The organism is Paenibacillus sp. AN1007 (assembly GCF_040702995.1).
Classification (GTDB): Bacteria; Bacillota; Bacilli; order Paenibacillales; family Paenibacillaceae; genus Paenibacillus.
Map to the genome: position 1 here is coordinate 4,564,879 of NZ_CP159992.1, position 22,676 is coordinate 4,587,554.

Here is a 22,676-nt window from a genome sequence, read left to right on the forward strand (position 1 = left end):
TCCCTCATGAGCCGTTCCCTATAAGATTCATTGAACCAGCGAATCAGTTGAATCTTTTTTTCTAATATATTCCACATAAGTGATTTGGTCAAGCTGGATGCTGCAGTACTTTATTTTGCAAAGGTTAACGAACTCTGCAGATTAAGTGCAATGAATTACGATGTGCATGACAGTTTACAGCTTGTTTTAAGGCGTTACCAAAATTGCTTTCATGTCCTCTGTCAGATCTTCCTCTTTTAACATCATATAGACACTCTGGCCTTTGACAAAATTAAGCTTGATCTGATAGACAGTATCCCTTTCCGTGTAATGACCCGATCTTTGACGCTGGAGCAGTTCGCTGATAATTTTTTTATTTTTGGTCGCGACTTTTCGGTTTCCAGTCAGGTTTTCATCGATAAATTGCGGATCAGGATAAACCAGTTTAGCTTTACCAGGGCTGTTAGTCTCCTGTTTGATAAACTGGGCTGAGGCAATTTCGTCCGTGGATACCTGCAGCTGATCATACAGCTTGTTATCTTTGAGCCATTGAATCAAGCGGCTATAGGTTGCTTTAATCTCATATGTTGAACTAAGATTAGGCCGATCCAACATATGCTTGGGCGATGACTCATCCATATAATTCTGATAAATCTCAGCTGATGCTAGAGAGTCCCACTCGGATTTCTGATCTTCATACGTTTGATCTAAAATTTCCGATTTCAGCAGCGCCTTGAATTCACGGATTAACTGAGGATCACTGATGTGTACAGCACGCTCTCTGAGGAAACTTGACCGGATACCAATACTTCGGACGTCGTCATCCAGTGCATAAGTTTCATATCTGGTTATTTTGTAATCCTCCCAGTTTTTCATATTCTCGAACTCCGATTGAAAATGGGGCTCTAAAACGGTGTATTGCCGAGACAGGGTTTTCCCATTCTTTAACTTATAATCAATAATGACGCTCTCTTCTCCTGGTATATATTGATTCTGTCCCCTGTCCTGAAGAGACGGATCGGCATCCACAATTTTCTGATGAAGGTCAAGAACCGCCTCGATATACCCCGACGTGTTAGAGTATAACTTTTCGTCATCCAGCTTCACATATTTATTATCAACATAGATAGAACGATCGCCGCCAATACGCACCTTCTCTACATTGTCCCTGGAGGGCACATTGGCTGCATAACCGTTCCAATCCGCAACAGGCACGTACAGGATCAGTGCCGCCGCAATCCCGTAGGCAGCAAATCGTGGCAGTAAACTACCGTTCCAGATTAGCCAGGTTTTGCGAATAATCATCTCGGCTCCAATATAACCGGCAATGCCTCCAATAATATATCCTGTGATGCCCCATAACTCCGAATTTCTGGGCGCAATTGCCGAAAGGTACGCACCACCCAGCAGCACAAGCGTGAACATAAATCCAAAACGAAAGATTGGCTTCACAATGCGGAATGTAATGGCCTGCGAGGCCGATTCCACATGCCGTTTACGATACAAAAGATATGACAGAACGATAAGGAGCACCGTCAAGCCAGCATAGATACCAATTTCGCTCCAGCCTGGGGCATCTTGAAGGACGCTCATTCGGGTGACCGGAGATATGCTTTCCATACCGGATTTGAGCGCATGCTCTGGAAAACCTAACAAATAACGCTTCAGATGCATCTCAAAAGTTCCCCAGAAGATTATTGGAATCAGGCTGATACCGTACACAGTAAGCCCTTGTAAGATCGACTGCCCAATACACATGCCTACAGCCACGGTCAGCATAAACATGAACAAAGAGATCACACTCATCGTCACGCCCCACATCCAGATCACACTGCCGTCAAAAATAAAAGCAGGTTCCTCCAGAGCGGCGGACACCCACGCGGTAACTCCGGCTGTAATCCAGATAGGAACCAGAATCATCACATATCCCGTCAGCAGGTTCATCGTCAGCAGATGTTTACGCTGCAGCGGCAGGCTGTGATATACAGAAGCAGGCCCACCGGCCTGAATGTACCGGAACAGGAATAATGCGATCGCGACCGGAACCGTTATCGCGAAGAACCAGTGAAATTCTCCACGCGCTCTGAACAAAGTGCTGATTTCTTCTGTATAATCTCGGTACTGTGTACCGATAAATAACGGAAGTGAATATAACAACAGAAGCAGATAAATGATACCCAGCCATCCATGCTGCCTTAGATTTTGGTACAGGATGCCGCGGTTAAAGTATAATCGGTTGAATGTCATAACCCGCACCCTCCATTTCATAGATAAAAATTTCCTCCAGCGTCAGCGGCAGCACATCCAGCAGATACGGATCATGCAGACGAAATTGCGCCGTAACATCTTCACGATGACCTTTAACAATGTACAAGGTGACACTTCCTCTTTTTTCTTCATGCAAAATGTGAACCTGTTCTTGCAGCGAACCGGCATGATCCGGGTGGCGGAAAGCAACCTGAATCTTGTGTGTGTCCGACTTAAGGTCATCCAGATCTTTCTGTACGATAATTTGGCCTTTGTGCATAATAGCCACATGGTCACAGAGGTCTTCGATCTCCCGCAAATTGTGGGACGAGATGATGATCGTTACCTGACGCTCCGCCGCTTCCTGGAACAGCAGGTTTTTGATCTGCTGCCGCATAACAGGGTCGAGGCCATCAATCGGCTCATCCATCAGCAGCACCTGAGGCATACAGCTGAGTCCAAGCCATACCGCGGCTTGACGGCGCATGCCTTTGGACATGCGATGAAGCTTGCGTTTCACATCTAGTTTGAATACAGAAGCCAGTTGATTAAATCGCTCATCACTCCATTGTGGATACACGGAACGGTAAAATTGAGCCATGTGAGTTATCGAAGATTGTGGAAAAAAGTACGGTGCATCGGCCATAAAAATGGTACGACCTTTAAGATCCAGATTTTCATAGATTTCCGCTCCTTCGATACGTACAGTTCCACTATCTTGACGATAGATCCCTGCAATGATTTTGAGCAGCGATGTTTTGCCTGCCCCGTTAGATCCGAGCAGACCGTAAATCGATCCCTTATGTATGTGCATACTTATTCCATCAACGGCCTTTTCCTGTTCAAAAGCTTTAATGACTTGATTAAGCTCAATCATGAGGCACCTCCTTCTCTATACGGGCCATCGCTTCTTCAAACAAAAGAGTCATCTCCGCCTTGGTTAAACCGGAAAACGAAGCTTCAGCAATCAGTTTCACCAAGGACTCTCTGATCTCATCTTTCATAGCCTCCTTCGGATGTTCCACAGATGATGATACGAAACTTCCTTTACCCTGCAAGGAATAAATATAACCTTCTCGCTCCAGCTCACGGTATGCCTTTTGAATTGTATTCGGGTTCACGGTGAGCTGTGTTGATAATGACCGAACGGAAGGAAGCTGCTCATCGGGTTTCAGAATACCGTATACGATCATTTCTTTGATTTTATCCATCAGCTGCTCATAGATCGCCTTACGGCTGCGTACATCCAATTCGAACATCCCGCACCTCCTCTCTAAAATGGTTAACTGTCAACCTTTATGCCTCCACGGTGCTCGTTTGGGCTTAACTCCTGACCAGTTAGCTCAGCTGCAGTCTTTATCAGTTAATTTGGGAAAAAGATCTTTACCCCTCATTCGTCCATTCGCGCACCGTATTAACTGTACTACTATTATTAATACACTTAATACAGATTGTCAACATGGTTTGTTGATTTTTCCCAGGTGGATGAAATATTAACGAAGTCTCCTTATATGGTATAATTGACATATCGATATATGTGAGGATAATGAGCAGGAGCGTCAGCTGCTGTTGTTAATCCTATTTGTTTTACAGGGAGAGCGTGTCTCAAACTCATTTTAAATAAAACTTCAATCTCCTGATGACTTGTACAGTGTGACAAAGCGATAGAGATTTCTTACAAAGTGATAATGAACATGAAGATATCGAATGGGTAATCATCGCGTAGGATGATACGAGGGTAATACGACGACAGGGCTGCATTTATGGAGTATGCGGAAATATTATTATTTGTCATTATCGCAACATGTGATGCCTCTCAGACAAAATGCCTCCGAAAGGTTGTTCTGCGCTGGCCCCTTCGATATGATGGGAGTACCTCGGTTATCTCATTGTAATGCTTAGATTTGCATTAATTCTTGGGCAGCTGCCTTTAGAACGCGGAATATCTGGCAGATTGAGAATGTACTGGGAATACGGATCGGATCAGCTGCCTGTCTAGATTGGACCACGATTGAATTTGGGAATGAACTGCGATTGAACTTGGTACTGAACTCGGGTGGTAAGGGATAATATGGGTTGAATCGGGTTCGGTTTGGATGAGTTGGATTGGGTTGCGTTGGATTGGGGTTGGGTTGAGTTAGGCTGGACTTGGATTGGTTTGAGTTGAGTTAGGTTGGAATTAATATGATTAGGCTGGGCGGGTTAGTTAGATAATTAGATAGTTAGTTAGTTAAATTAGGAATAATTAATCTAAGTCAGTTAAATTATATAAGTTAGTCACCTTATTAGGAGAGTCTTATTTTTTTGGTTAGTCGTGCTGTTTAGGTTTGTTGAGTTGCGTTGTGCTGCTCAGGATATTGAAATTAAGTTATTTAGATCAGGTTAGTGAAATTGGGTATCTAAAATACTTCAAATCGTTTCCAACTCGTCCGTCTCTCGTGCACATTTCAGAGATTTGTTTATCAAAAGGCGGACAAATATTTCAGATCGCCCCCTCATCACCCCTGACCTACATATAGATAAAAAGTTTTATTATTAAGATTTTAGTCTATATATAGTATCTAAATCTATGGACAAAAGATAGTATCTTTTTGAGAGCTTTGTCCACTCTTTGAAAGACAAACACCCCTATTTGTCCTCTTGTTATGGACACTCAATGTAACAGACTATAAAGTTTCAATCTTTAAAGATTAGAAAGACTTGAAGATCATTTTCTTGCTTACTGTGTGGTCTAATTATCTACCTGACATCTACTTTTAAATTTTGCAGCATCTCTTTTTTATTGTTTCATTTAGTTTAAATATTGGATTCATATCTTTTTGGTTCATATCTTTTTGGTTCATAATTTAGGTTTATATCTCGGTTTATATGTTTTGGTTTATATGTTTTGGTTTATATCTCTGGGTCCATTCGATTCAAATCATTTCATTGATGTCTTCATGTTATTTTGATTATGTTGCGTTATATTTCATTATCGTTTATTTCGTTTATGATTTATTTCATTTATAAGGAGCATTTGAAAATGACTAGACAACCACAGCCTGCTGAACGTAACAACCGTTTATATGCAGCGGCCCGCAGCAGTGATCCCTCAGAAACAGCCGGGATAAACGCCTCAGTGACTGCAAGTTCAAACTCAGCTTCAAATTCTACTTGGGGTTCTACTTCGGATCCTACTTCAAGTTCGAGTTTGAGTTCTACTTCAAGCTCGAGTTTTACTTCAACCTCGAGTTCTACTTTAGATGCTTCTTCAAGTTCAACTAAAAATACAAATACAAATACAAGTTCAAGCCAGAATCCAAGTTTAATTTCAGACACCAAAGACTCTCTGAATGAACTCTATGCTTCTTCACGCGTGCTGATTGTAACAGCAGTTGATGCAGAAAAGGATGCCGTTCTTCGCGGATTGGGTGAGCAAGCTGCAGCTTGCTTTGATGTCATTGCGGCGGGCGTTGGCCCTGCCTCGGCCGCAGCAGGAACTGCCGCTGCCATAGCTTTTGCTTCAGCAGCGGCAAGTGCACATGAGCTGGCGCAGGGCACCGCTGCGCCAGCTGAGTTGGATGCGGCACAGGCTTCTGCCGCATCTTCAGGGCCGGGGCCCGCTGCCGGGACCGGCGCACGATCATCAGCCTATGGGCTGGTGATCAGTGCCGGCATCGGCGGCGGGTTCCCCGGCCGGGCGGACGTCGGCTCCATCGTGGTAGCCGACGCCATGACTGCTGCCGATCTGGGCTCGCAGACGCCAGACGGCTTTCTCTCTGTGGACGAGCTCGGATTCGGCTCGTCCCGTGTGGCGGCGGACGCGGTGCTTGCCGCGCGCCTTCGCCATGAGCTGCAGCGGGCAGGGCTCGCTGTCAGCGGGGGCACCGCGGTCACCGTGTCCACGGCGACCGGGACAGCCCAGACGGCTGCGGAGCTGCTGCGCCGCGTGCCGGATGCTGCCGCCGAAGGCATGGAAGGCTTCGGCGTGGCAGCTGCCGCGCAGCAGTTCGGCCTGCCGGTGCTCGAACTGCGCGGCATATCCAACGCGGTCGGTCCACGCGACCGCGACGCTTGGCGCATCAAGGATGCCCTGGATGCGCTCCAGGCAGCAAGTTCTATTTTACGGGAGGTTATCACATCATGAATATTGCTTTTTCCCCTTGTCCTAACGATACATTCATCTTCCACGCATGGGTGCACGGATTAATTCCTGGCGCGCCTGAACTTAAGGTTCGATATGCGGATATTGACATTACTAACGGCCTTGCTGCGAGCCCTGTCGGACCGGAGATTCCGGAAGTGATGAAAATCTCTTATGCAGCGCTGCCTTATGTGCTGGAAAACTATGCTTTGTTACCTGCTGGCGGTGCTCTTGGTAGAGGCTGCGGTCCATTGGTTTTGACAGCTAATGATACAACCGATCCAGCATACCTGTCTGGACGACGGGTTGCCGTACCAAGTGAGCGTTCTACAGCCTATCTCCTATTCCGTCTATGGGCCGCGCAAAATGTACCTGGCGGTGTCGGGGAAATTGTGGTCATGCCCTTTGACAAAATAATGCCTGCCGTTCGCGACGGTCAGATTGATGCCGGACTGGTCATTCATGAAGCACGCTTTACGTACCAGAACTATAACCTGCAGCTGATGACAGACCTTGGCAGCTGGTGGGAAAATGACACGGGCTTACCGATTCCACTGGGTGCGATCATTGCACGCCGTGATCTGGACGCTCATGCACTCGCTGATTGGGCCCGTGCTTCTGTGGAGTATGCTTGGGCGCATCCAGAGGAGTCGAAATCCTACGTCATGGAACACGCACAGGAAATGGATCCGGAGGTGGCTGCTCAACATATCGATCTGTATGTCAATGAATTCAGTGCCAATCTGGGCGAAGACGGATATGCCGCCATTACTGCACTGCTGGGGCGTGCGATGAAAGAAAAACTGGTTCCCGAGTTCGACCTGAACCTGTTACGGATCTGATCTTCACATTATTCGGATGACCAACTGCTAACGATCTCTAAAGATCCTCACAGGCTCACAGAGCTTATTTGGCCCATTTCTGCACTCTACAATATCTAACGACCCTCAAAAACCTTATTTCGCCGAAAACAACTCTTTTTGATCTCACTCTTGTTGATTTTCGTGAAATAGCGTTCCTACAGATCGTTAGAATGTTAAAAGCGCCTGAATTGGCGCACATAGCATAGCGTCCGCTGAGATCGTTAGAATTTGCGCCATATAATCGTGCAGTATCATTGGAGCTAACGCGAAGTATCTTTGAGGTTAATCAACGTCCACCTCCTTAATATTGGACAATAGCTCGCAAAACCTTCCTCTAATTGGCGGATATACGTAAACATCAATCTAAATATGCATGTGAATTAGGGCATCTCCTCTCGCCACCTTTGTGACGTATTGGAGATGCCCTTTCGTTGATTCGTTCGTTCGACGGTTGGTTTTATTTGCACTCAGTTTATTTGATTGTTTCCACCTGTGTGTTTGTTTCTGTCTCTGACACAATCGTGCGGATTATGATCCGCAGTGCATCCAGCATCATGGACAGCGGTAAAGAAGGGACTGACGGCGCCGATGCTGCCATTTCTGTAGAGGCCGGAAAATGTATAAATCCCGCCTGCACAGACAGCTGCTCCAACCGAATATAATCCAGCACCCGATACATCGTGTTGTTACATATATAAGTTCCTGCCGTATTTGAGACAGCTGCCGGTATACCTGCTGCTGCCATTTCATTGACCATCGCCCGGATGGGCAGGGTGGAAAATAACCCGTCGGGACTTCCCGCCGCAATGGGCTCGTCCACAGGACGCTGACCCTGATTATCCCCGTAAGATCCGGGCGGGGTGTCTTTAACATTTATCGCGATGCGCTCTGGTGTGATGGCTGTTCGGCCTTTTGCCAAGCCGCATGAGATAACAACATCCGGCTGAAAAGCCTTCATTTCTGCAATCAACAGCTCTGCACATTCATCAAAATGCACAGGCAGCAGTATTGTTTTGATTACCGCACCCTCCAGGGCCTCATGATGTAATGCCTGCATCAACGCCCCCGTCGGATTTATGACATCCCCGCCAAAAGGCTCAAAGCCTGATATCAATATTCTTTTCATCCGCTCTCCCCCTGATATCATCCTTTCAATATGCAGCCTATCATTAATTTATCAACTTCACACAATGTCCGTCCCATCACACTTTCTCGCACAATCCGGCACACTTACTCCGATCTGTAACGCAGGCCCCATTGACGGCGGACTGTATCCATCAGCTTCATGATTTCCAGCGACTCGTCCAGCTTCATTGTGCTGCTCTCTGTGCGGCCCTGCAGGATGCATCGTCCAGCCTCTTCTGCTTCAAAGGCATATCCGATACAAGTCCGGTCATCCACAAATTTCTCTGGTTCATCCTGTCCGTTCACATGTAAATACGCTTCTTTACCTGCAAGGAAAAACGGCAGACGAATTCGGCCTTCCGTGCCGTAAATGACAGCCTCATTGTTCAGATTCAAACGAATCGCGCCATTTAATGAAGCTGACCGCCCTTCGGAATACGACAGCAGGACAGAAAATTGTTCGTCTACACCTGTTTCCCCGATATGTGCCGTGCTCCATACATGCTGAGGCTGTTCGCCAAAGATCATTGACGCAAAAGAAAGTGGATACACCCCGGCATCCAGCAAGGCACCACCGCCCAGATCCGGGTTAAGCAGTCTGCCTTCCGGCTCCCAACCGATACGGAATCCAAAGTCTGCCTGAACCATTCGCACCTCACCGATCCGTCCTTCTGCAATCCAGGCGCGTGCCTGGGCAATCGTCGGCAGGAAACGGGTCCACATACCCTCCATGAGAAAAAGCTTTTGCTCACGCGCCGTTTCCACCAGCTGTTCCAACTGACGTGAATTCATCGTAAACGGTTTCTCACAGAGCACCGCTTTCCCTGCTTCAAGGCAAGCCATCACATTTTCCTTATGTACCGGATGTGGAGTGGCCACGTAGATGATATCCAAATCAGGGTCCCGCAGCAGTTCATCATATGAAGCGTAAGCGTGTTCAAAACCGTATTCGGCAGCAAACTTTTCTGCACTGCCTGCTGTCCGTGAGCCAACTGCAGCTTTTACCGCGTTACCGGCAGGCTCCAGATCTTTGGCAAACTGGGAAGCAATCCATCCCGTGCCCATAATGCCCCAACGTACCTTATCCTGCCCTGCTTTACGTGCCATAAGTGCATCCTCCCTAACGCATATTTCGGTACTGCCCATCTACCTTTTCAATCCTGCCAATATCGTATCTCTCTTATTTTACCAAAAAGGAGCCCTTTCGTCAGAAAATGATGCTGCCCTTGATTGCATTTCATTTCCGCATCAGATTTGCTAAGATGATTTGGAGACAAGCCGGACCACCATATACTAGAATGTATATCAATCGAAGGCAGGGCCGGCAGAAATGGATACGACAGCCGCCTCAATTAATCTCTTGTGATTTGGCACTATCCCTTCTCACAAGAGAAATGGATTGATAGTAAATCATAAGATGAATAAATGTCTAAATGGAAATAAAGAAATTCAAGTAAGTTGAAATATAGAAATTGAAGGATAAAGGTTGAAATATACAAGTATAGAAGTAATAAGCACAACAAGAGTAACAAATAGAAAGGAAGGTAAGCCATGATCAGCGAACCGAATATCGACCATAGCCGCATACCTTCAGACGATAAACATGAGCGCCCTTTGGGCGATTCTAATAATCAACGTTCCGCCCAGACCGCTCCGGGCAAACTTGCACAATACTTCATGACCAGCAGCAGCAGGGCATCATTAACTAGTAAGAACGCCGAGCTTTCCTCAAAAAACACAGCTTTTCGCGCAGAGTTTAACCAGTTCCTGGACCATACCTTGATTGAGCTTCGACGGGCAGTGTATGTTAACACATCAAGCAGCTTCCATTCGCGTTCAGATGAGCTCCCGCATCATACCTTCATCTACATGCACCGATTCAATGGCACACATATCGCGGGCACCGAGCAGACTCGTGTCGTTCGTAAAGCAGCCTGCCTATACCCGCCTGGAACAAGTCTGGAACTGCTATCGGATGCCGATCACGATGCCGAGCTGTATATTGTAGAATTTGACCTGTTTCGTGTTACGGAGAAAACAGAGGCGAGGCGCATCTATGAACGTGAACATGGTTCACCTGTTGCGGGATGGATTCAAGGTCCTTTTTACGGCATTCAACGTATCGCCGCCCAGCTGACCGAGCTCGCACAACCCGATCACCAAGCAGCCCCCCGTGAAATCAAAGTACAGCTGCTGCTGACTGAGCTGCTCTGTATGCTCTGGCCTGAAGATAATTCAAGCCCTGCTGCAGAACCGGAACAGGATGATCCCGAGTCGTGGCTCAAATCAACACTTCAATATATGCAGCAGCATTACATGCATGAGATCAAACTGGATACACTCGCTGAGCTGGCTGGCATGCATCCATCCTACTACTCCCAGCTCTTCAAGAGCCGAATGCAGAAAAATCCAATTGAGTACATCACTCATCTGCGCATGAACCGGGCCAAGGAGATGCTGCTGACCTCGGATCTGCGCATACGGGATATCGCACGGGAGGTCGGTTATCGTGATGAGTTCTATTTCAGCAGGCGTTTCCGCAACCATGCCGGATATGCACCAACGGCTTATGCCAAACAGGTTCACCGCAATATTGTTTCACTTTCTTATCCCTATACCGATCATCTCATGACTCTCGGGATCACACCCTGCGCAGCCCAAATCCAGGGTCATCTGCCGCATCTGCCTCGGTCACTACAAATGCCTTTTCATGCGTATGAACCTTGGGAACAAGGACGGCAGGCTTTTCTGGATGTGAATCCCGATCTGATCCTGACCAAAGATAACGCCGCGGCTAAAGCGATAGAGCATATTGGTGATGTCGCACCGATTATTACGATTCCGTGGAACCAAACCGACATGTTCGGTCATCTGGAACAAATTGCTTCCATTGTAGACCGCACACAGGCGGCAAAAGAATGGATAGATCGACATGAGCGCAAAGCGGAGCGAGCACGCAAAAAGATTAAAGAACAGGCTGGCAGCCTCACTGTTGCTGTAGGTACGTTGACAGCCAAAGGGCCAAGGATGTACAGTCACCGTAACTTCGGTCATGTTTTCTACCGCACGTTACAACTTGCTGCACCGAAGCGGATTCAGGCTGAACTGCAAGGTAAAGCTCCGGGGGTTGGCTTCAACTGGATGTCTTTCACTCCGGGTGAGTGGGACGGCTTGGAAGCAGATGTCCTTGTGCTTGCGACTGACAGCATGCATAATCGAGCGGCTCTGATGCAAAAATTAAAGAATGATCCGCTATGGAACAGCCATCCTGCCGTTCACAGCGGGCGAGTTCATCTCGTCGATTGGAACGCGTGGGTTGTTTACGCCCCATATTCCATCAACATCCAGCTTGATGAAGCACTCTCGATGTTGACGAACAAGCCTGCACTTTTGTAATCTATAAAATGTCCATTTCCCAAATCTTAATTTATGCCATGTACGGGCCTGGATTAAGATTTTATAATAATCACTAATTGATAATGATAATCAATAACAACGAAAGCTGTTATTTGTTATAAAGGAGTGACCCGTATCCAACACCCGGGACTGCCTCATCGCCCGTCAAGTAAACAACGTTCTACCGTAACCATTGGTCTGATGTTCCTGTCTGCCATCGCCTTCCTGCTGATTAGCATGTTTGCCGCCATTTCCTTGGGAGCCAAGGGCTTAACACTGGAAACGGTCTGGACCGCCGTGTTTCAATATACCCCTTCTGTGACATCTCATCAGATCATTCACGAGCTGCGGCTGCCGCGTGTACTGGCTGCTGCTGTCATTGGAGCGGCATTCGCCGTGGCTGGGGCACTAATGCAGGGCATTACTCGCAATCCGCTGGCCGACACCGGCATTCTCGGTATTAACGCTGGAGCTGCATTTGTAGTGGCACTGAGTTTTGCCTTCTGGCCAGGATTACCTTATGGCTGGATCATGCTTTTGTCCTTCATAGGTGCTGTGCTCGGCACACTGCTCATCTTCCTTCTCGGTATGGCAGCACCCGGGGGCTTGAGCTCCATCAGGCTCACGGTGGCTGGCGCAGTGATCGCTGCCATGCTTGGTTCACTAAGTACAGGGGTAGCCATTTATTTTGACTTGAGCCAGGACTTGGCCTTCTGGTACGCAGGTGGTTTTGGAGGCATGGAATGGCGTCATCTGAAACTGGTTCTTCCCGTGCTGCTGCTTACGCTGCTGTTGACTATGCCGCTCGCCCGGCGCATTTCGCTCATGTCTCTGGGAGAAGAGGTCGCCATTAATCTCGGGATGAATCTGCGCTGGACCCGTTTTCTTGCCCTTACCGCTGTCGTGGTACTCGCGGGTGTGTCCGTCTCGGCTGTAGGTTCCATTGGATTTGTAGGTCTGGTGATTCCTCATATGTCTCGTAAACTGGTGGGCGTCGATTATCGGCTTATCATTCCAATGTCTTCGCTGCTCGGGGCAATACTGCTGGTGCTGGCCGATCTTGGGGCACGAATCGCGAATCCTCCTCAGGAGCTCGCAGTAGGCATCATGGTTGCCTTTGTCGGTGTACCGTTCTTCCTCTATCTGGCCCGCAAGGAAAGGAGGGCTTTGTAGTGATGAAACGGGGAAAGAACTCCGCAGCAGGATGTCTGAAGAAATTCAATCAGCTCTCGCGCGGCCAAAGATCGCTAATGATCAGCGTCGTCCTGCTCTGTCTCGGAGCACTGGTGATCCTCATCAGTCTGAACACAGGCACAGTGCGGGTGTCACCTCTGGCTGTCATACAGACCTTCCTGGGACAAGGAAACGAACAGGACCAAATCATCCTGTTTGATTACCGCCTGCCTCGCATTCTGGTGACCGTCCTTGCTGGAGCGGGGCTGGGAATTGCAGGAGCAGCCCTGCAGGGGATTACACGCAACGCACTTGCCGACCCGGGAATTCTGGGCCTGCATGCCGGAGCTGCCTTTGGGCTGATTGTGTTTGTCAGCCTGTCGTTAAGTATGGACACCTCGGTGGCTCTGCTGATTCCGCTCTTTGCTTTTGCCGGCAGTACGGCTGCTGCTCTGATCATCATGCTGCTGTCCTATGACAAAAACAGCGGCGTATCGCCGATTAAACTTATTCTGGTCGGCATTGCCGTCGCTGCCGGATTCCACGCACTTACACTGTATCTGTCCCTGCGTCTGGACGAGGACACGTATTCCTTCGCAGCACGCTGGCTTGCAGGCAGTGTGTGGGGCCGTGACTGGATTCATGTACAGGCACTGCTTCCCTGGGTTGTGCTGTGTACCGCCTATATCTGGAGCCGTTCCAAAACGCTGGACGCCTTCCATCTGGGGGATGCCGCTGCCACCAGCATCGGCACTCCGGTCCGTTCCCGGCGCATCCTGCTGCTGCTCTGCTCGGTAGCCTTATCTGCAGTCAGTGTATCTATGGCTGGAGGCATCGGCTTCATCGGGCTGGCCGCCCCGCATCTGGCTCGCAGACTGGTCGGGCCGATGCATCGCCACTTGATTCCGGCCGCAGGACTGATCGGCATGGTCATTTTGACGGCTGCCGATACAGTCGGCCGGACGATATTTGCACCGAATGCCATTCCGGCAGGGGTTGTTGTTGCGGCGATTGGTGCACCTTATTTTTTATACCTGCTGGTACGGACCAAATGATTATCAATCAAAAATATGAATTCCATCCAAGAGATGTGCAAGGAGAATAACGAATATGTTGAAGAAAAATCTTATGTTTTTGTTAACCATCAGTTTGGTGCTGGTACTCGCAGCCTGCGGGACAGCCAAAACGTCCACCTCGGGCTCCGGCGATTCGAACAGCAGTGCAGCTTCCGGCGAACCGCGTATCGCATCCATGTCCATCCATCTGACCAATGATTTGCTTTCCCTCGGGATCACTCCGGTTGGTTCTGTCATCGGCGGCGAAGCAAAGGGGTTTCTGTCCCATGTAGCTGATCGCCTGAAAGATACGACACCGCTCGGCCCGGTCAAAGACCCTGATATGGAAGCTTTGCTTGCCCTTAAACCGGATGTCATCTATCTGGATGAGGAATTTTCCGGTGACGATACTGCCAAGTTCGAGAAAATCGCACCTGTGCATGTGTTCAATCTTGATCAGGGTACATGGCGTGATCACCTGAAAGAGATTGGCAAACTGGTAAACCGTGAGAAGGAAGCAGAGCAGTATATTCAGGACTACGACACGGAGACAAAGGAAGTCCAATCGCTGATCCATGATCAGATCGGTGACGGTACCGTGATGGCGATCCGTGTGACAGCCAAGGAATTACGTGTATTCAGTACACGCCGTCCCATGGGTCCTATTTTATACGATGATCTCGGCCTGACCCCAGCCAAAGGCATCAAAGAAATGGATACTGCCAAACCGTATCAGGTTGTATCGCGTGAAGTGCTGCCAGACTACGACGCTGACGCCATCTTTGTCGTGGTTAACTCGGACGATGAGGCACAAACGATGTTCAAGGAGCTGCAAAACAATCCGATCTGGCAGGGACTAAAAGCGGTCAAAGCAGGCCATGTATACCCGATTGGGGCACAGCCTTGGCTCGATTATTCTTCCATTGGTAACAAAATGGCTATGGATGAAGCCAAAGAGATGTTTTCCAAAAAATAATATTCACTTCCACTATTGATTAAAAAACAAAAAACCTCGCTTCGGCAAAGGCACAGCGTTCGCTAGAGCATAGAGCATATTAACCATGCTCCATCTCCATTTGGTATAGGGATTCGAAAACATGAGCATTATCCATCCCTCTACCTCGCGCGCTTCCTTACCAAGCTGAGGTTTTTTTGATTTAAGATACATCCATCATACCGAGTTAAGATACATCCATCATACCGAGTTAAGAAACATCCATCATACCGAGTTAAGAAACATCCATCGTACCGAGCACCATTGCTCATATTGTACATACAACAATTTCGATATCCATATCCGCAAACGTGTCCTGAATGATTACGCTAACCTTCTCCCATTTCAAGCGGTCCAGCCCGCAGCCAATTCGGGGCATTGCCAGATGAGTTATCCCCTGCTGCTCACAGACATCCCGCATCGATTCTACTGCCTGAGTCAGCGATAAATACGTTGGTTTGTTCGAAAACTTCGCTTTGGTAACCAGGTTAAAGGTGCGTCCAACGGCATAACAGCGCCCGATCTCCAGAGGCTCCTGCCGAGCTTGGTCTTGAAGTACCTGCAGATCAAACCGCTCCCGAAACTGCACCGCAATCCCCTTCCCCATTCTGGCATCTGCTGAAATACAGTGAGCCAGCCTATAATGCTCCTCTAATTCAAATAAATCCTGCTGCCGTTCGTGAAACTGCATGCGATCCCTTCCTTCTCTATTTTATTTGCCCGGACAAGATGGATGACTTTCAGACCTGTTTATGCTGCTGCAGGACTGCTTCCATCTCACGCTCCATCTTCTGTGTTCAAACGCTTGAACGCCTCCAGCGTTCGCTGTCCGGCACTCCGGTCATATACAGCAAATACGATACGATCAAAATAATCCTTGTATCCCTCTCCAATCAGTACATCGGCAAAATACCCTGCAACTTGTACCGGATTATTCCGAAACACACCACAGCCAAAAGCTCCCAGCACGATGCTTCGATGCCCCTGCACAGCTGCAATCTGGAGCACATATCGAATACGCTGCTTCATCACAGATTTGATTTGTTCATCCGTCGCTTCATTTCGCTCCTTGACCACACCCGCATTTACGGCTGGAGCGGTAATAAATGAGCTGGTGTAATATTGATCCAGCAATCGGTCATAATCGTCCCGGATTACGGGCACATGAGGTGAATAGATCATATGATCTGAATAGAGGCAGGAGCGCTGCTTGCGATTGTACTCATACATTTCCTGCATCTGGACAATGCATGGATACAGTCCTGTTGCTCGCGCCAAGCTCTCCTCTTGAGCTTGACTTCCACCAAGGAAACCACCGCCCGGGTTTTTCGCTGATGCAAAATTCAGACAGACAACGTCTGTTCTTCCTTCTTCCACAGTCAGCCGGGCTGCCGCTGCAAGCGTTGTTTCTCCGGTGACTTCGATCCGTGCTGTTTTTCCTTGAGACCCAGTAGATATGGAGTTCTGCAGATTTCCGGATGAGCTGACTTGCGATCCTGCGCGCAGCTTCTCCCCTAGACCAGTAAGTTCCGAAGGCCGATACAGGACAGATTGCTGTACAGCCTGCTCCATATCTTTCTTGATATGAACAGCACGGTCATATCCGTTCACGTACACGCCTTCTTTCAGAATCTCCAACGTCTGATGTGCGGTACGAGAGCGCCCGGAACGCGAATTAACTCCTGTATGTTTTGATGATGCGTTAGATTGTTCAGACCCATTAACTCTGCTGCCTGATTCATTGTATTTATTGTATTTCTCCACATTACTCATTTCGATCACTTCCTATCTCTTCTCTCAGACGAGTAAGAATTTCGCCAAGCCAGTTCGTTCCCCGCCATGTCTTTCGATTACGAATTCGTGCATCCTCCTCTGCCAATCCCACTCCCCAGATCCGGTCGTCGGGGCTTGCTTCTACGAGCGTAGTGCCGCGGGTGTCCAGCAAAGCGGCCAGCAGGTCTTCATTTTGTGTGAATTTAGCCCGATTGCCTTCATAGACAATGCGCTGGCACTCGGCCTCCCATACCGTTTGGTCGAACCCAGCGACCTGCCTGCCCAGCTTCTTCTGTGCCGAAGCCGAACGGGTCTTCATGATTTTGTCTGCTGCGTTCTGGTCGCCAAAGAGCAGTGCTTTCTGATGCATCATATACTGCTCTGCACTCGTATAATGGACCCCGTCTACCGTAAAATTAGCGGGAAACCATTGGGAAAACGGCGATGCTGTACGCCAAAAAAATGTAAACTTTTCCATAGGTATCACCTCTTACCGATTTCATTAGCAGTCTTCTCTTTTTCTCAGATCAACTATAGTGTTTCTCGCTCTGGATTCAGGCGGTACAGCCGGGACGGCCGATGACCGGCACTGCTTGTGTATTCCCCCGTCTCCAGTACCCAGTCCGCCATTTTACGTCGAAAGGCAGCTGCCAGCAGTTTTTTGCCGCTTATAATCTCATAGACTTTCTGCAAAGCCGTCAGCGTAAACTTCTCAGGCATCAGATTGAACGCAATATCGGTATATTCAATCTTGGAACGCAGGCGCTCCAGCGCATAATGAATAATCCGGGCATGATCGAATGCGATCCCCTGAGCGTCCAGCAATCTGATGCTGCTGCTCCGTACACGCCCCTCCACCTGATCCATCGTCTCCACAACTGCGGATAACTGCTCTGTTTCATGGGTCAAAATAAGCTGCAATCTGCGCTCCGTTACCCGTCCGCGTTCGTGAATATGGCGTTTCTCTTCAATTAACCTCTGCTCCACCCGAAACCAGCTCGCCTCACTGGCATCATCACCGGCTTGAAGCTGCAGTTCACTGCTGTCCACAAGGGACATATAAGAGCAGCTGATTACACGAGTACGCGGGTCACGGTCCACATCGCCCCATGTATAGAGCTGTTCCAGATAAATGTCATCCAGCCCTGTCTCTGTCTGCAGCTCCCTCCGAGCAGCTTCTTCCAGGGATTCCTGCATCGAGACAAAGCCTCCTGGGAGCGCCCACTGTCCGAGAAAAGGGTGGCCTCCCCGGCGAATCAGCAGCAGTCCAAGCTCCGGCTGTGCCAGCTTGCGGTAATTTTCCTGTTCTCCGCTGCGGATTGTAAATACGAGCATATCGACGGTAACCGATGGACGTTCGAATTCACCCGCATCATAGGTTTTCAGAAACTCTTCTTCACTTATATGAGACACATTTGATGCCTCCGTTCTGTTATTAACATTTTGTTATTAACAACTTGTTAATAACAATGTAACATATGATCTGTTTACAGGTCAAATCTTCCATTTTCGCTATCACGGGCTGCGCATCCATACCCAACACAAAAAAACCGTCATCCGGCACTCCTTAATTTCCAGAGTGAGGACGACGGCTGGGGCATACCCGAGATTTTGCAGTCTTCTTCCGCAGTGCAGTTCTCAGAGACCCGTCTGAGGTTTCTTAAAACAAACTATCCGAAACGTAGTATATTTTCTGCCCGTTCTTTTTGTTTCCGGGGTCGGCCACGATCGTGAAATATACACTTCCGTTCTTCGTCTGCACACCTTCAATTTCGCGCTTTCCGACATTCGTTATTTTCACAAGGGACTGATAAGTACCTGCACTCGAAATTTTAGCGATCTGAGGAGTTTCTCCTTCTGCTCCGCCAGATGTAAAGATTTGAGTTTTACCGAGTAAGTCTACGCCTTGGAAAGAACCATTCGGTCTAATAATTCCACTGCCCGACTGCGTAAAACTGGCGACCGCAGCTTTAACTGCAGCAGGGCTGTCCATCCGAACCTGCTTATTCTGATCAAGCAGCCTGTTTAATGCAGCCGTGTCATATATGGACCATACCACCTTATCTGCCTTATTTTTTTCCTTCTTCATCTGAACCCGGAACACTGTATATTTACTGTTACCTCCGCCGTCAACCCGATACGTTTCCCCTTGTCTCGAACCATTTTTATTCGCATAATTCATATAGGTGAACCGATGAAGATCGGTATAATCTACCGTTTTTCCGGCCGCGTACTGCAGCCTCGCCACCTGAAGTGACCAATATTGTCGCGTGGACGGGTCGGCTTTGGAACTGAAATAGAAATAATTCGCCCCATTGTACGTATACATATCCAGTGTCTGACAATGACCGCTGTTCGTAATGGTCATATGATCCACATATGCTGCATCACTGCCTTTGATCAGCAGTCTGGATAGATGACACGCCCCACCTACCCGCTGCGTTACGTATACATACTTGTCCGCAACATAAGCCTTTTGTACGACCCGATCAAACTTGAGCCCTTTGAGATTGTAGGCCAGTCTGGCCGAAGCATTTACCGTTTTTCCGGGAGAAGCTGCGATTGCAGGTGTAACCGACATTACAAATACAATGAAAGCCAGAAAGGCAGACAGCAGCGTTTTCCATCTCATCGTTGTAACGTTCATGAATTGATTTTTAATCATAAAAGCGCCTCCTTATTCATCCGCAATAAATCAATAATCTGGATATTCGGCTGTCTCTGAGATTAAACCGCACCAATTAAATAATACCATATTTACCAATTAATAAAGTGAAAACAAAGCATGATTTTTATATTGTTCTTTTTAGCACAACTGTGTTATATTAATTTTAATTCATTTGTACCAAAAAAAGGAGGATTTCATGAAACGCATCGCCTTGCTCGACATCCTTCGGGGTTTTGCCATTATTGGAACTCTGGGAACGAACATCTGGATTTTTGCTTACCTTGGCGATCTGAACCTTGTGTTTGGAAATGCTCTTGAACCGTGGTGGAGTTCCGGGGACCGCTTGCTGCAGACGATTATGCTCATACTGGTGAACGGAAAATTTCTGGGCATGCTTACTTTGTTATTCGGGGCTGGTATGGAATTAAAACGACAAAAGGCCGTTCGTGAAGGATACACTTGGCCTGGTGTTTATATCTGGTCATGTGCACTTCTGCTCCTGGATGGTCTGCTGCATTACATTCTCGTAATGGAATATGATGTACTGATGAGTTATGCCATCACTGGCATGATTGTTTCCCTGATCATTCACCGTTCCCGGCGCTTCATCCTGGTTATGATGTGGCTCGCGGGGAGTATACATGTTATTGGCGTGACCGGGATTACAGCTCTGCTGGCATTCGAATCCGGCGCAGCCTTGAATGGTATGGATACGATTACGCAGCTCTACGCTGCCGGTACGTGGTGGGAGCAGGTCATGTTTCGGCTGAATCATTTCGGATTTTTCCGTGCTGAATCTATTGCTATCATCCCTCTGAATGTCTTCCTTTTCCTGCTGGGGGCGATGTTCATGCGAACAGGAGTGTTCTCCAACGACGAGTCTGGACGTCTCAAACGCCGAAAACTAATGATTGCCGGGCTGGGAATCGGTATTCCTCTGAATCTGCTCTTACTTATTCCCGGTGGAATCATGGATCTCTGGGTACGGTATATCAGTGCACCTGTGCTCACGCTTGGTTACCTTGGAATCATTGCCTACGGGATGGAGAAAGGTATATTTGACAGGCTGTTCCAGCGTTTCGGCGAGATTGGCAAGATGGCGCTGAGCTGTTACATTTTACAAAATATCATCGCCTCAATACTCTTCTATGGCTGGGGACTGAGATTCGGCGGACGCCCATCTTCCCTGTACATTCTGCTGATATGGGCCGGTATCTGCCTGTTATTGATGATCTTCTCTCATCTCTGGCTGCGCTTCTATCCACTTGGTCCGGTCGAATGGTTATGGCGCAAACTATCCATCTCTCCTGTATCCAAAGTTACGTCACGAGATACTTCTATATAAATGAGCAGCACAACAGGGGCTGTCCGAAACTCCATCGATCATTGATTATAATCAACAACCGGTGGCCTTAGGACAGCCCTTTCCTCATCGATACTGATAACATTCCCAGCAAGCCTTATCCCCCTTTTTTGGCTGGTCTGGCATGTACCTGTTTACATTTCCACTGTCTCCGCAGGCAGACATAATGTGAAGGTTGAACCTGTGCCCATCTCACTCTGTACGGTTATTTTGCCGTTATGATCCTGAATAATTTTCTGACAAAGCGCAAGGCCAAGTCCTGTCCCCTCTTCCTTTGTTGTAAAAAACGGATTAAAAATGGCAGATAACGAACTCTCGGGAATCCCGCTTCCCGTATCAGATAAGGAGATCAACACGATATTTCCTTCCTGTTTCATATCGATATGTACCTCTCCGGGGTCTGTCATCGCTTCAAATGCGTTACGAATCAGATTGATCAGAACTTGTACAATTTTATCGCGATCCATATTTACACAAACAGACTCATCCCTCATATGAAGTGTAATCCGGTGTCCTCTTGAAGCAGCATCCGATTCAGTCAAAGACATGACCCGCTCCAGACATTGTGCCAGCTTTTCGGGTTTCATATGATGGGCTTGCGGTTTGGAAAATTGCAGAAATTCCCCCGTTAAATCGGTGACCCTTGTTACCTCGCTCATAATAACTTCATACCACGGTGCAATATTGAAGGCTTGTCCACGTGACAGCTGCAGAAATCCGCGAATAGCGGTAAGTGGGTTGCGAATCTCATGCGCCATGCCAGCAGCAAGCTCACCCACAGCCCGCAGTCTTTCGGAACGAAAGACTTCCTCTTCATTCTTGATCCACTGGCTGCGCTGCTGCTTAAGCAGCTGGTCTTCGGCAGCAGTCATGAACTGCTGCAGGTTCTGCGATAATTTCGGATAATGCGATATGCTGTAACTTACCTGCAGCCCTTGAAGCTGATTAGACAGCAGGGAGGCTATCCTCTCTTCGATATGCTGCATCTGAGGCAGCACTACAGCAAACCGGTCCCCTGCATACCGGGATACCCCGTAAGCTTCGGGAAACTGGTTTGTAATCATCTTACCTGTCCCCGTAATGACGGAACACCAGGGGTCATCTGATCCTTTTTTATACCCGCTGAAATTGTTGACATTCAATAGAACTAACAAGAAAGAGTGTTCTCTCTCCAGCGTTTTATGGAGCACCTCCACGTAACCTTCATAATTTAGCAAGCCCGTCAGAGGATCATGAAGAGTCAGAAATGTATTCTTTTCCCGAAGTTTTCGTTTCTCCGACTCGCTGTTCGTTAATGTATGGTATATAAAAACAATCAGGATGGCAGTCAGCAGATCGAAAAAGGATACAAGCAAAGTGTATGGTTCAATCGGAACGTAAGATAGTCGGATCAGCGTATATTGAAGCATGAGCAGCAGTGAAACCGGCAAGGTCTGTGTCATCTGCTGTTTGTTCTGAATCATGGAAATAATAAGCATATAGTAGAGCATGCTGCACCAGTTCAGTTGACTGAAATAGTGAAATGCACCAAGAACCAGCCACTGTATCTTTCTTAGAAATGGATAACGCTGTTCGCCCCATATGCTTATGATCAGTAAAGCACCTGTAACCATCATCCATATCGGATGTGATGTTTGTCCCAGTATATTTGAGGATACAATGACAAGCAGACAACCTAGTGGGAAAACTACCATCTTCATTGTGTAACTTAGCAAATAGCCTCGCCCCCTTAGACAGAAGTCACACTAACAACATATTCACAAATATTATATCGATTATGATTAGCTGATGTTGTCGATTATTGGAATCTGTTAAAATTCGCAAGGATGTATAATTTTTAAAAACAATAGGGCATATGAAGTAATTGTAATATCTAAACGTGCATATCGTGATCTTATGACTTTCCGAACTGCGAAA

The 22,676-nt window shown here is 47.8% G+C and carries 18 protein-coding genes; 7 read left to right on the plus strand and 11 right to left on the minus strand.

Annotated elements, in window-relative coordinates; all coding sequences use genetic code 11:
• Positions 1–186: 186 nt before the first annotated feature.
• The 3 genes from ABXS70_RS20630 to ABXS70_RS20640 are packed head-to-tail and all read right to left on the minus strand — an operon-like array spanning position 187 to position 3,485.
• Positions 187–2,226 carry a hypothetical protein gene (locus tag ABXS70_RS20630; RefSeq protein WP_342554506.1) on the minus strand — a complete coding sequence of 680 codons (2,040 nt, stop codon included), beginning with the start codon at positions 2,224–2,226 and terminating at the stop codon, positions 187–189.
• Positions 2,201–3,103 carry an ABC transporter ATP-binding protein gene (locus ABXS70_RS20635; protein WP_342554505.1) on the minus strand — a complete coding sequence of 301 codons (903 nt, stop codon included), beginning with the start codon at positions 3,101–3,103 and terminating at the stop codon, positions 2,201–2,203. Before ABXS70_RS20635 ends, ABXS70_RS20630 begins: the two co-directional genes overlap by 26 nt.
• Entirely contained in the window at positions 3,096–3,485 is a 390-nt protein-coding gene (locus ABXS70_RS20640; RefSeq protein ID WP_366290454.1) for a GntR family transcriptional regulator, read from the minus strand. Before ABXS70_RS20640 ends, ABXS70_RS20635 begins: the two co-directional genes overlap by 8 nt.
• Positions 3,486–5,554: 2,069 nt before the next feature.
• Here ABXS70_RS20640 and ABXS70_RS20645 point away from each other — a divergent pair.
• Both ABXS70_RS20645 and ABXS70_RS20650 read left to right on the plus strand, forming a co-directional pair.
• Positions 5,555–6,352, plus strand: coding sequence for a futalosine hydrolase (locus tag ABXS70_RS20645; RefSeq protein ID WP_342556245.1), 798 nt, complete (start codon positions 5,555–5,557; stop codon positions 6,350–6,352).
• Positions 6,349–7,191 (plus strand): 1,4-dihydroxy-6-naphthoate synthase, encoded by an 843-nt coding sequence (locus ABXS70_RS20650; RefSeq protein ID WP_342554503.1) that lies wholly within the window; start codon positions 6,349–6,351, stop codon positions 7,189–7,191. The genes ABXS70_RS20645 and ABXS70_RS20650 overlap by 4 nt, the downstream gene beginning before the upstream one ends.
• Positions 7,192–7,684: 493 nt before the next feature.
• On the opposite strand, the gene ABXS70_RS20655 is transcribed toward ABXS70_RS20650, so the two are convergent.
• Positions 7,685–8,338, minus strand: a complete 654-nt coding sequence (locus ABXS70_RS20655) for a pyroglutamyl-peptidase I (protein WP_342554502.1) — start codon at positions 8,336–8,338, stop codon at positions 7,685–7,687.
• A gap of 104 nt (positions 8,339–8,442) precedes the next feature.
• Complete coding sequence (locus tag ABXS70_RS20660) at positions 8,443–9,444, minus strand: Gfo/Idh/MocA family oxidoreductase (RefSeq protein WP_366290458.1); 1,002 nt, start codon at positions 9,442–9,444, stop codon at positions 8,443–8,445.
• Positions 9,445–9,888: 444 nt separating this feature from the next.
• On the opposite strand from ABXS70_RS20660, the gene ABXS70_RS20665 reads away from it, so the two are divergent.
• From ABXS70_RS20665 to ABXS70_RS20680, 4 genes are all read left to right on the plus strand, one after another.
• Entirely contained in the window at positions 9,889–11,733 is a 1,845-nt protein-coding gene (locus ABXS70_RS20665) for an AraC family transcriptional regulator (RefSeq protein ID WP_366290461.1), read from the plus strand.
• A 201-nt stretch (positions 11,734–11,934) separates the two neighbouring features.
• A complete protein-coding gene (locus ABXS70_RS20670) occupies positions 11,935–12,906 on the plus strand; it encodes an iron ABC transporter permease (RefSeq protein WP_342556244.1) in 972 nt (323 codons plus the stop codon).
• A 2-nt stretch (positions 12,907–12,908) separates the two neighbouring features.
• On the plus strand, positions 12,909–13,961 hold the full coding sequence (locus tag ABXS70_RS20675; protein ID WP_366296715.1) for an iron ABC transporter permease: 1,053 nt from the start codon (positions 12,909–12,911) through the stop codon (positions 13,959–13,961).
• A gap of 58 nt (positions 13,962–14,019) precedes the next feature.
• Entirely contained in the window at positions 14,020–14,937 is a 918-nt protein-coding gene (locus tag ABXS70_RS20680) for an iron-hydroxamate ABC transporter substrate-binding protein (RefSeq protein ID WP_342556242.1), read from the plus strand.
• 286 nt (positions 14,938–15,223) lie between these two features.
• Here the strand turns inward: ABXS70_RS20680 and ABXS70_RS20685 are convergent, their stop codons facing one another.
• The 5 genes from ABXS70_RS20685 to ABXS70_RS20705 all read right to left on the minus strand — a co-directional run bounded on the left by ABXS70_RS20685 (position 15,224) and on the right by ABXS70_RS20705 (position 19,393).
• Complete coding sequence (locus ABXS70_RS20685; RefSeq protein ID WP_342554499.1) at positions 15,224–15,646, minus strand: macro domain-containing protein; 423 nt, start codon at positions 15,644–15,646, stop codon at positions 15,224–15,226.
• Positions 15,647–15,732: 86 nt separating this feature from the next.
• The gene (locus ABXS70_RS20690; protein WP_366290464.1) at positions 15,733–16,728 is read right to left on the minus strand and encodes a TIGR02452 family protein; all 996 of its coding nucleotides are present in this window, start codon (positions 16,726–16,728) and stop codon (positions 15,733–15,735) included.
• Positions 16,721–17,206 carry an NADAR family protein gene (locus tag ABXS70_RS20695; protein ID WP_366290467.1) on the minus strand — a complete coding sequence of 162 codons (486 nt, stop codon included), beginning with the start codon at positions 17,204–17,206 and terminating at the stop codon, positions 16,721–16,723. Before ABXS70_RS20695 ends, ABXS70_RS20690 begins: the two co-directional genes overlap by 8 nt.
• Positions 17,207–17,259: 53 nt before the next feature.
• Positions 17,260–18,141 carry an NUDIX domain-containing protein gene (locus ABXS70_RS20700; RefSeq protein ID WP_366290470.1) on the minus strand — a complete coding sequence of 294 codons (882 nt, stop codon included), beginning with the start codon at positions 18,139–18,141 and terminating at the stop codon, positions 17,260–17,262.
• A 247-nt stretch (positions 18,142–18,388) separates the two neighbouring features.
• A complete protein-coding gene (locus ABXS70_RS20705; protein ID WP_342554495.1) occupies positions 18,389–19,393 on the minus strand; it encodes a helveticin J family class III bacteriocin in 1,005 nt (334 codons plus the stop codon).
• A 199-nt stretch (positions 19,394–19,592) separates the two neighbouring features.
• Here ABXS70_RS20705 and ABXS70_RS20710 point away from each other — a divergent pair, with 199 nt between their 5' ends.
• The gene (locus tag ABXS70_RS20710) at positions 19,593–20,741 is read left to right on the plus strand and encodes a DUF418 domain-containing protein (RefSeq protein WP_366290474.1); all 1,149 of its coding nucleotides are present in this window, start codon (positions 19,593–19,595) and stop codon (positions 20,739–20,741) included.
• A gap of 152 nt (positions 20,742–20,893) precedes the next feature.
• Here the strand turns inward: ABXS70_RS20710 and ABXS70_RS20715 are convergent, their stop codons facing one another.
• Positions 20,894–22,474 carry an ATP-binding protein gene (locus tag ABXS70_RS20715; RefSeq protein ID WP_342554493.1) on the minus strand — a complete coding sequence of 527 codons (1,581 nt, stop codon included), beginning with the start codon at positions 22,472–22,474 and terminating at the stop codon, positions 20,894–20,896.
• Between the last annotated feature and the right edge of the window lie 202 nt (positions 22,475–22,676).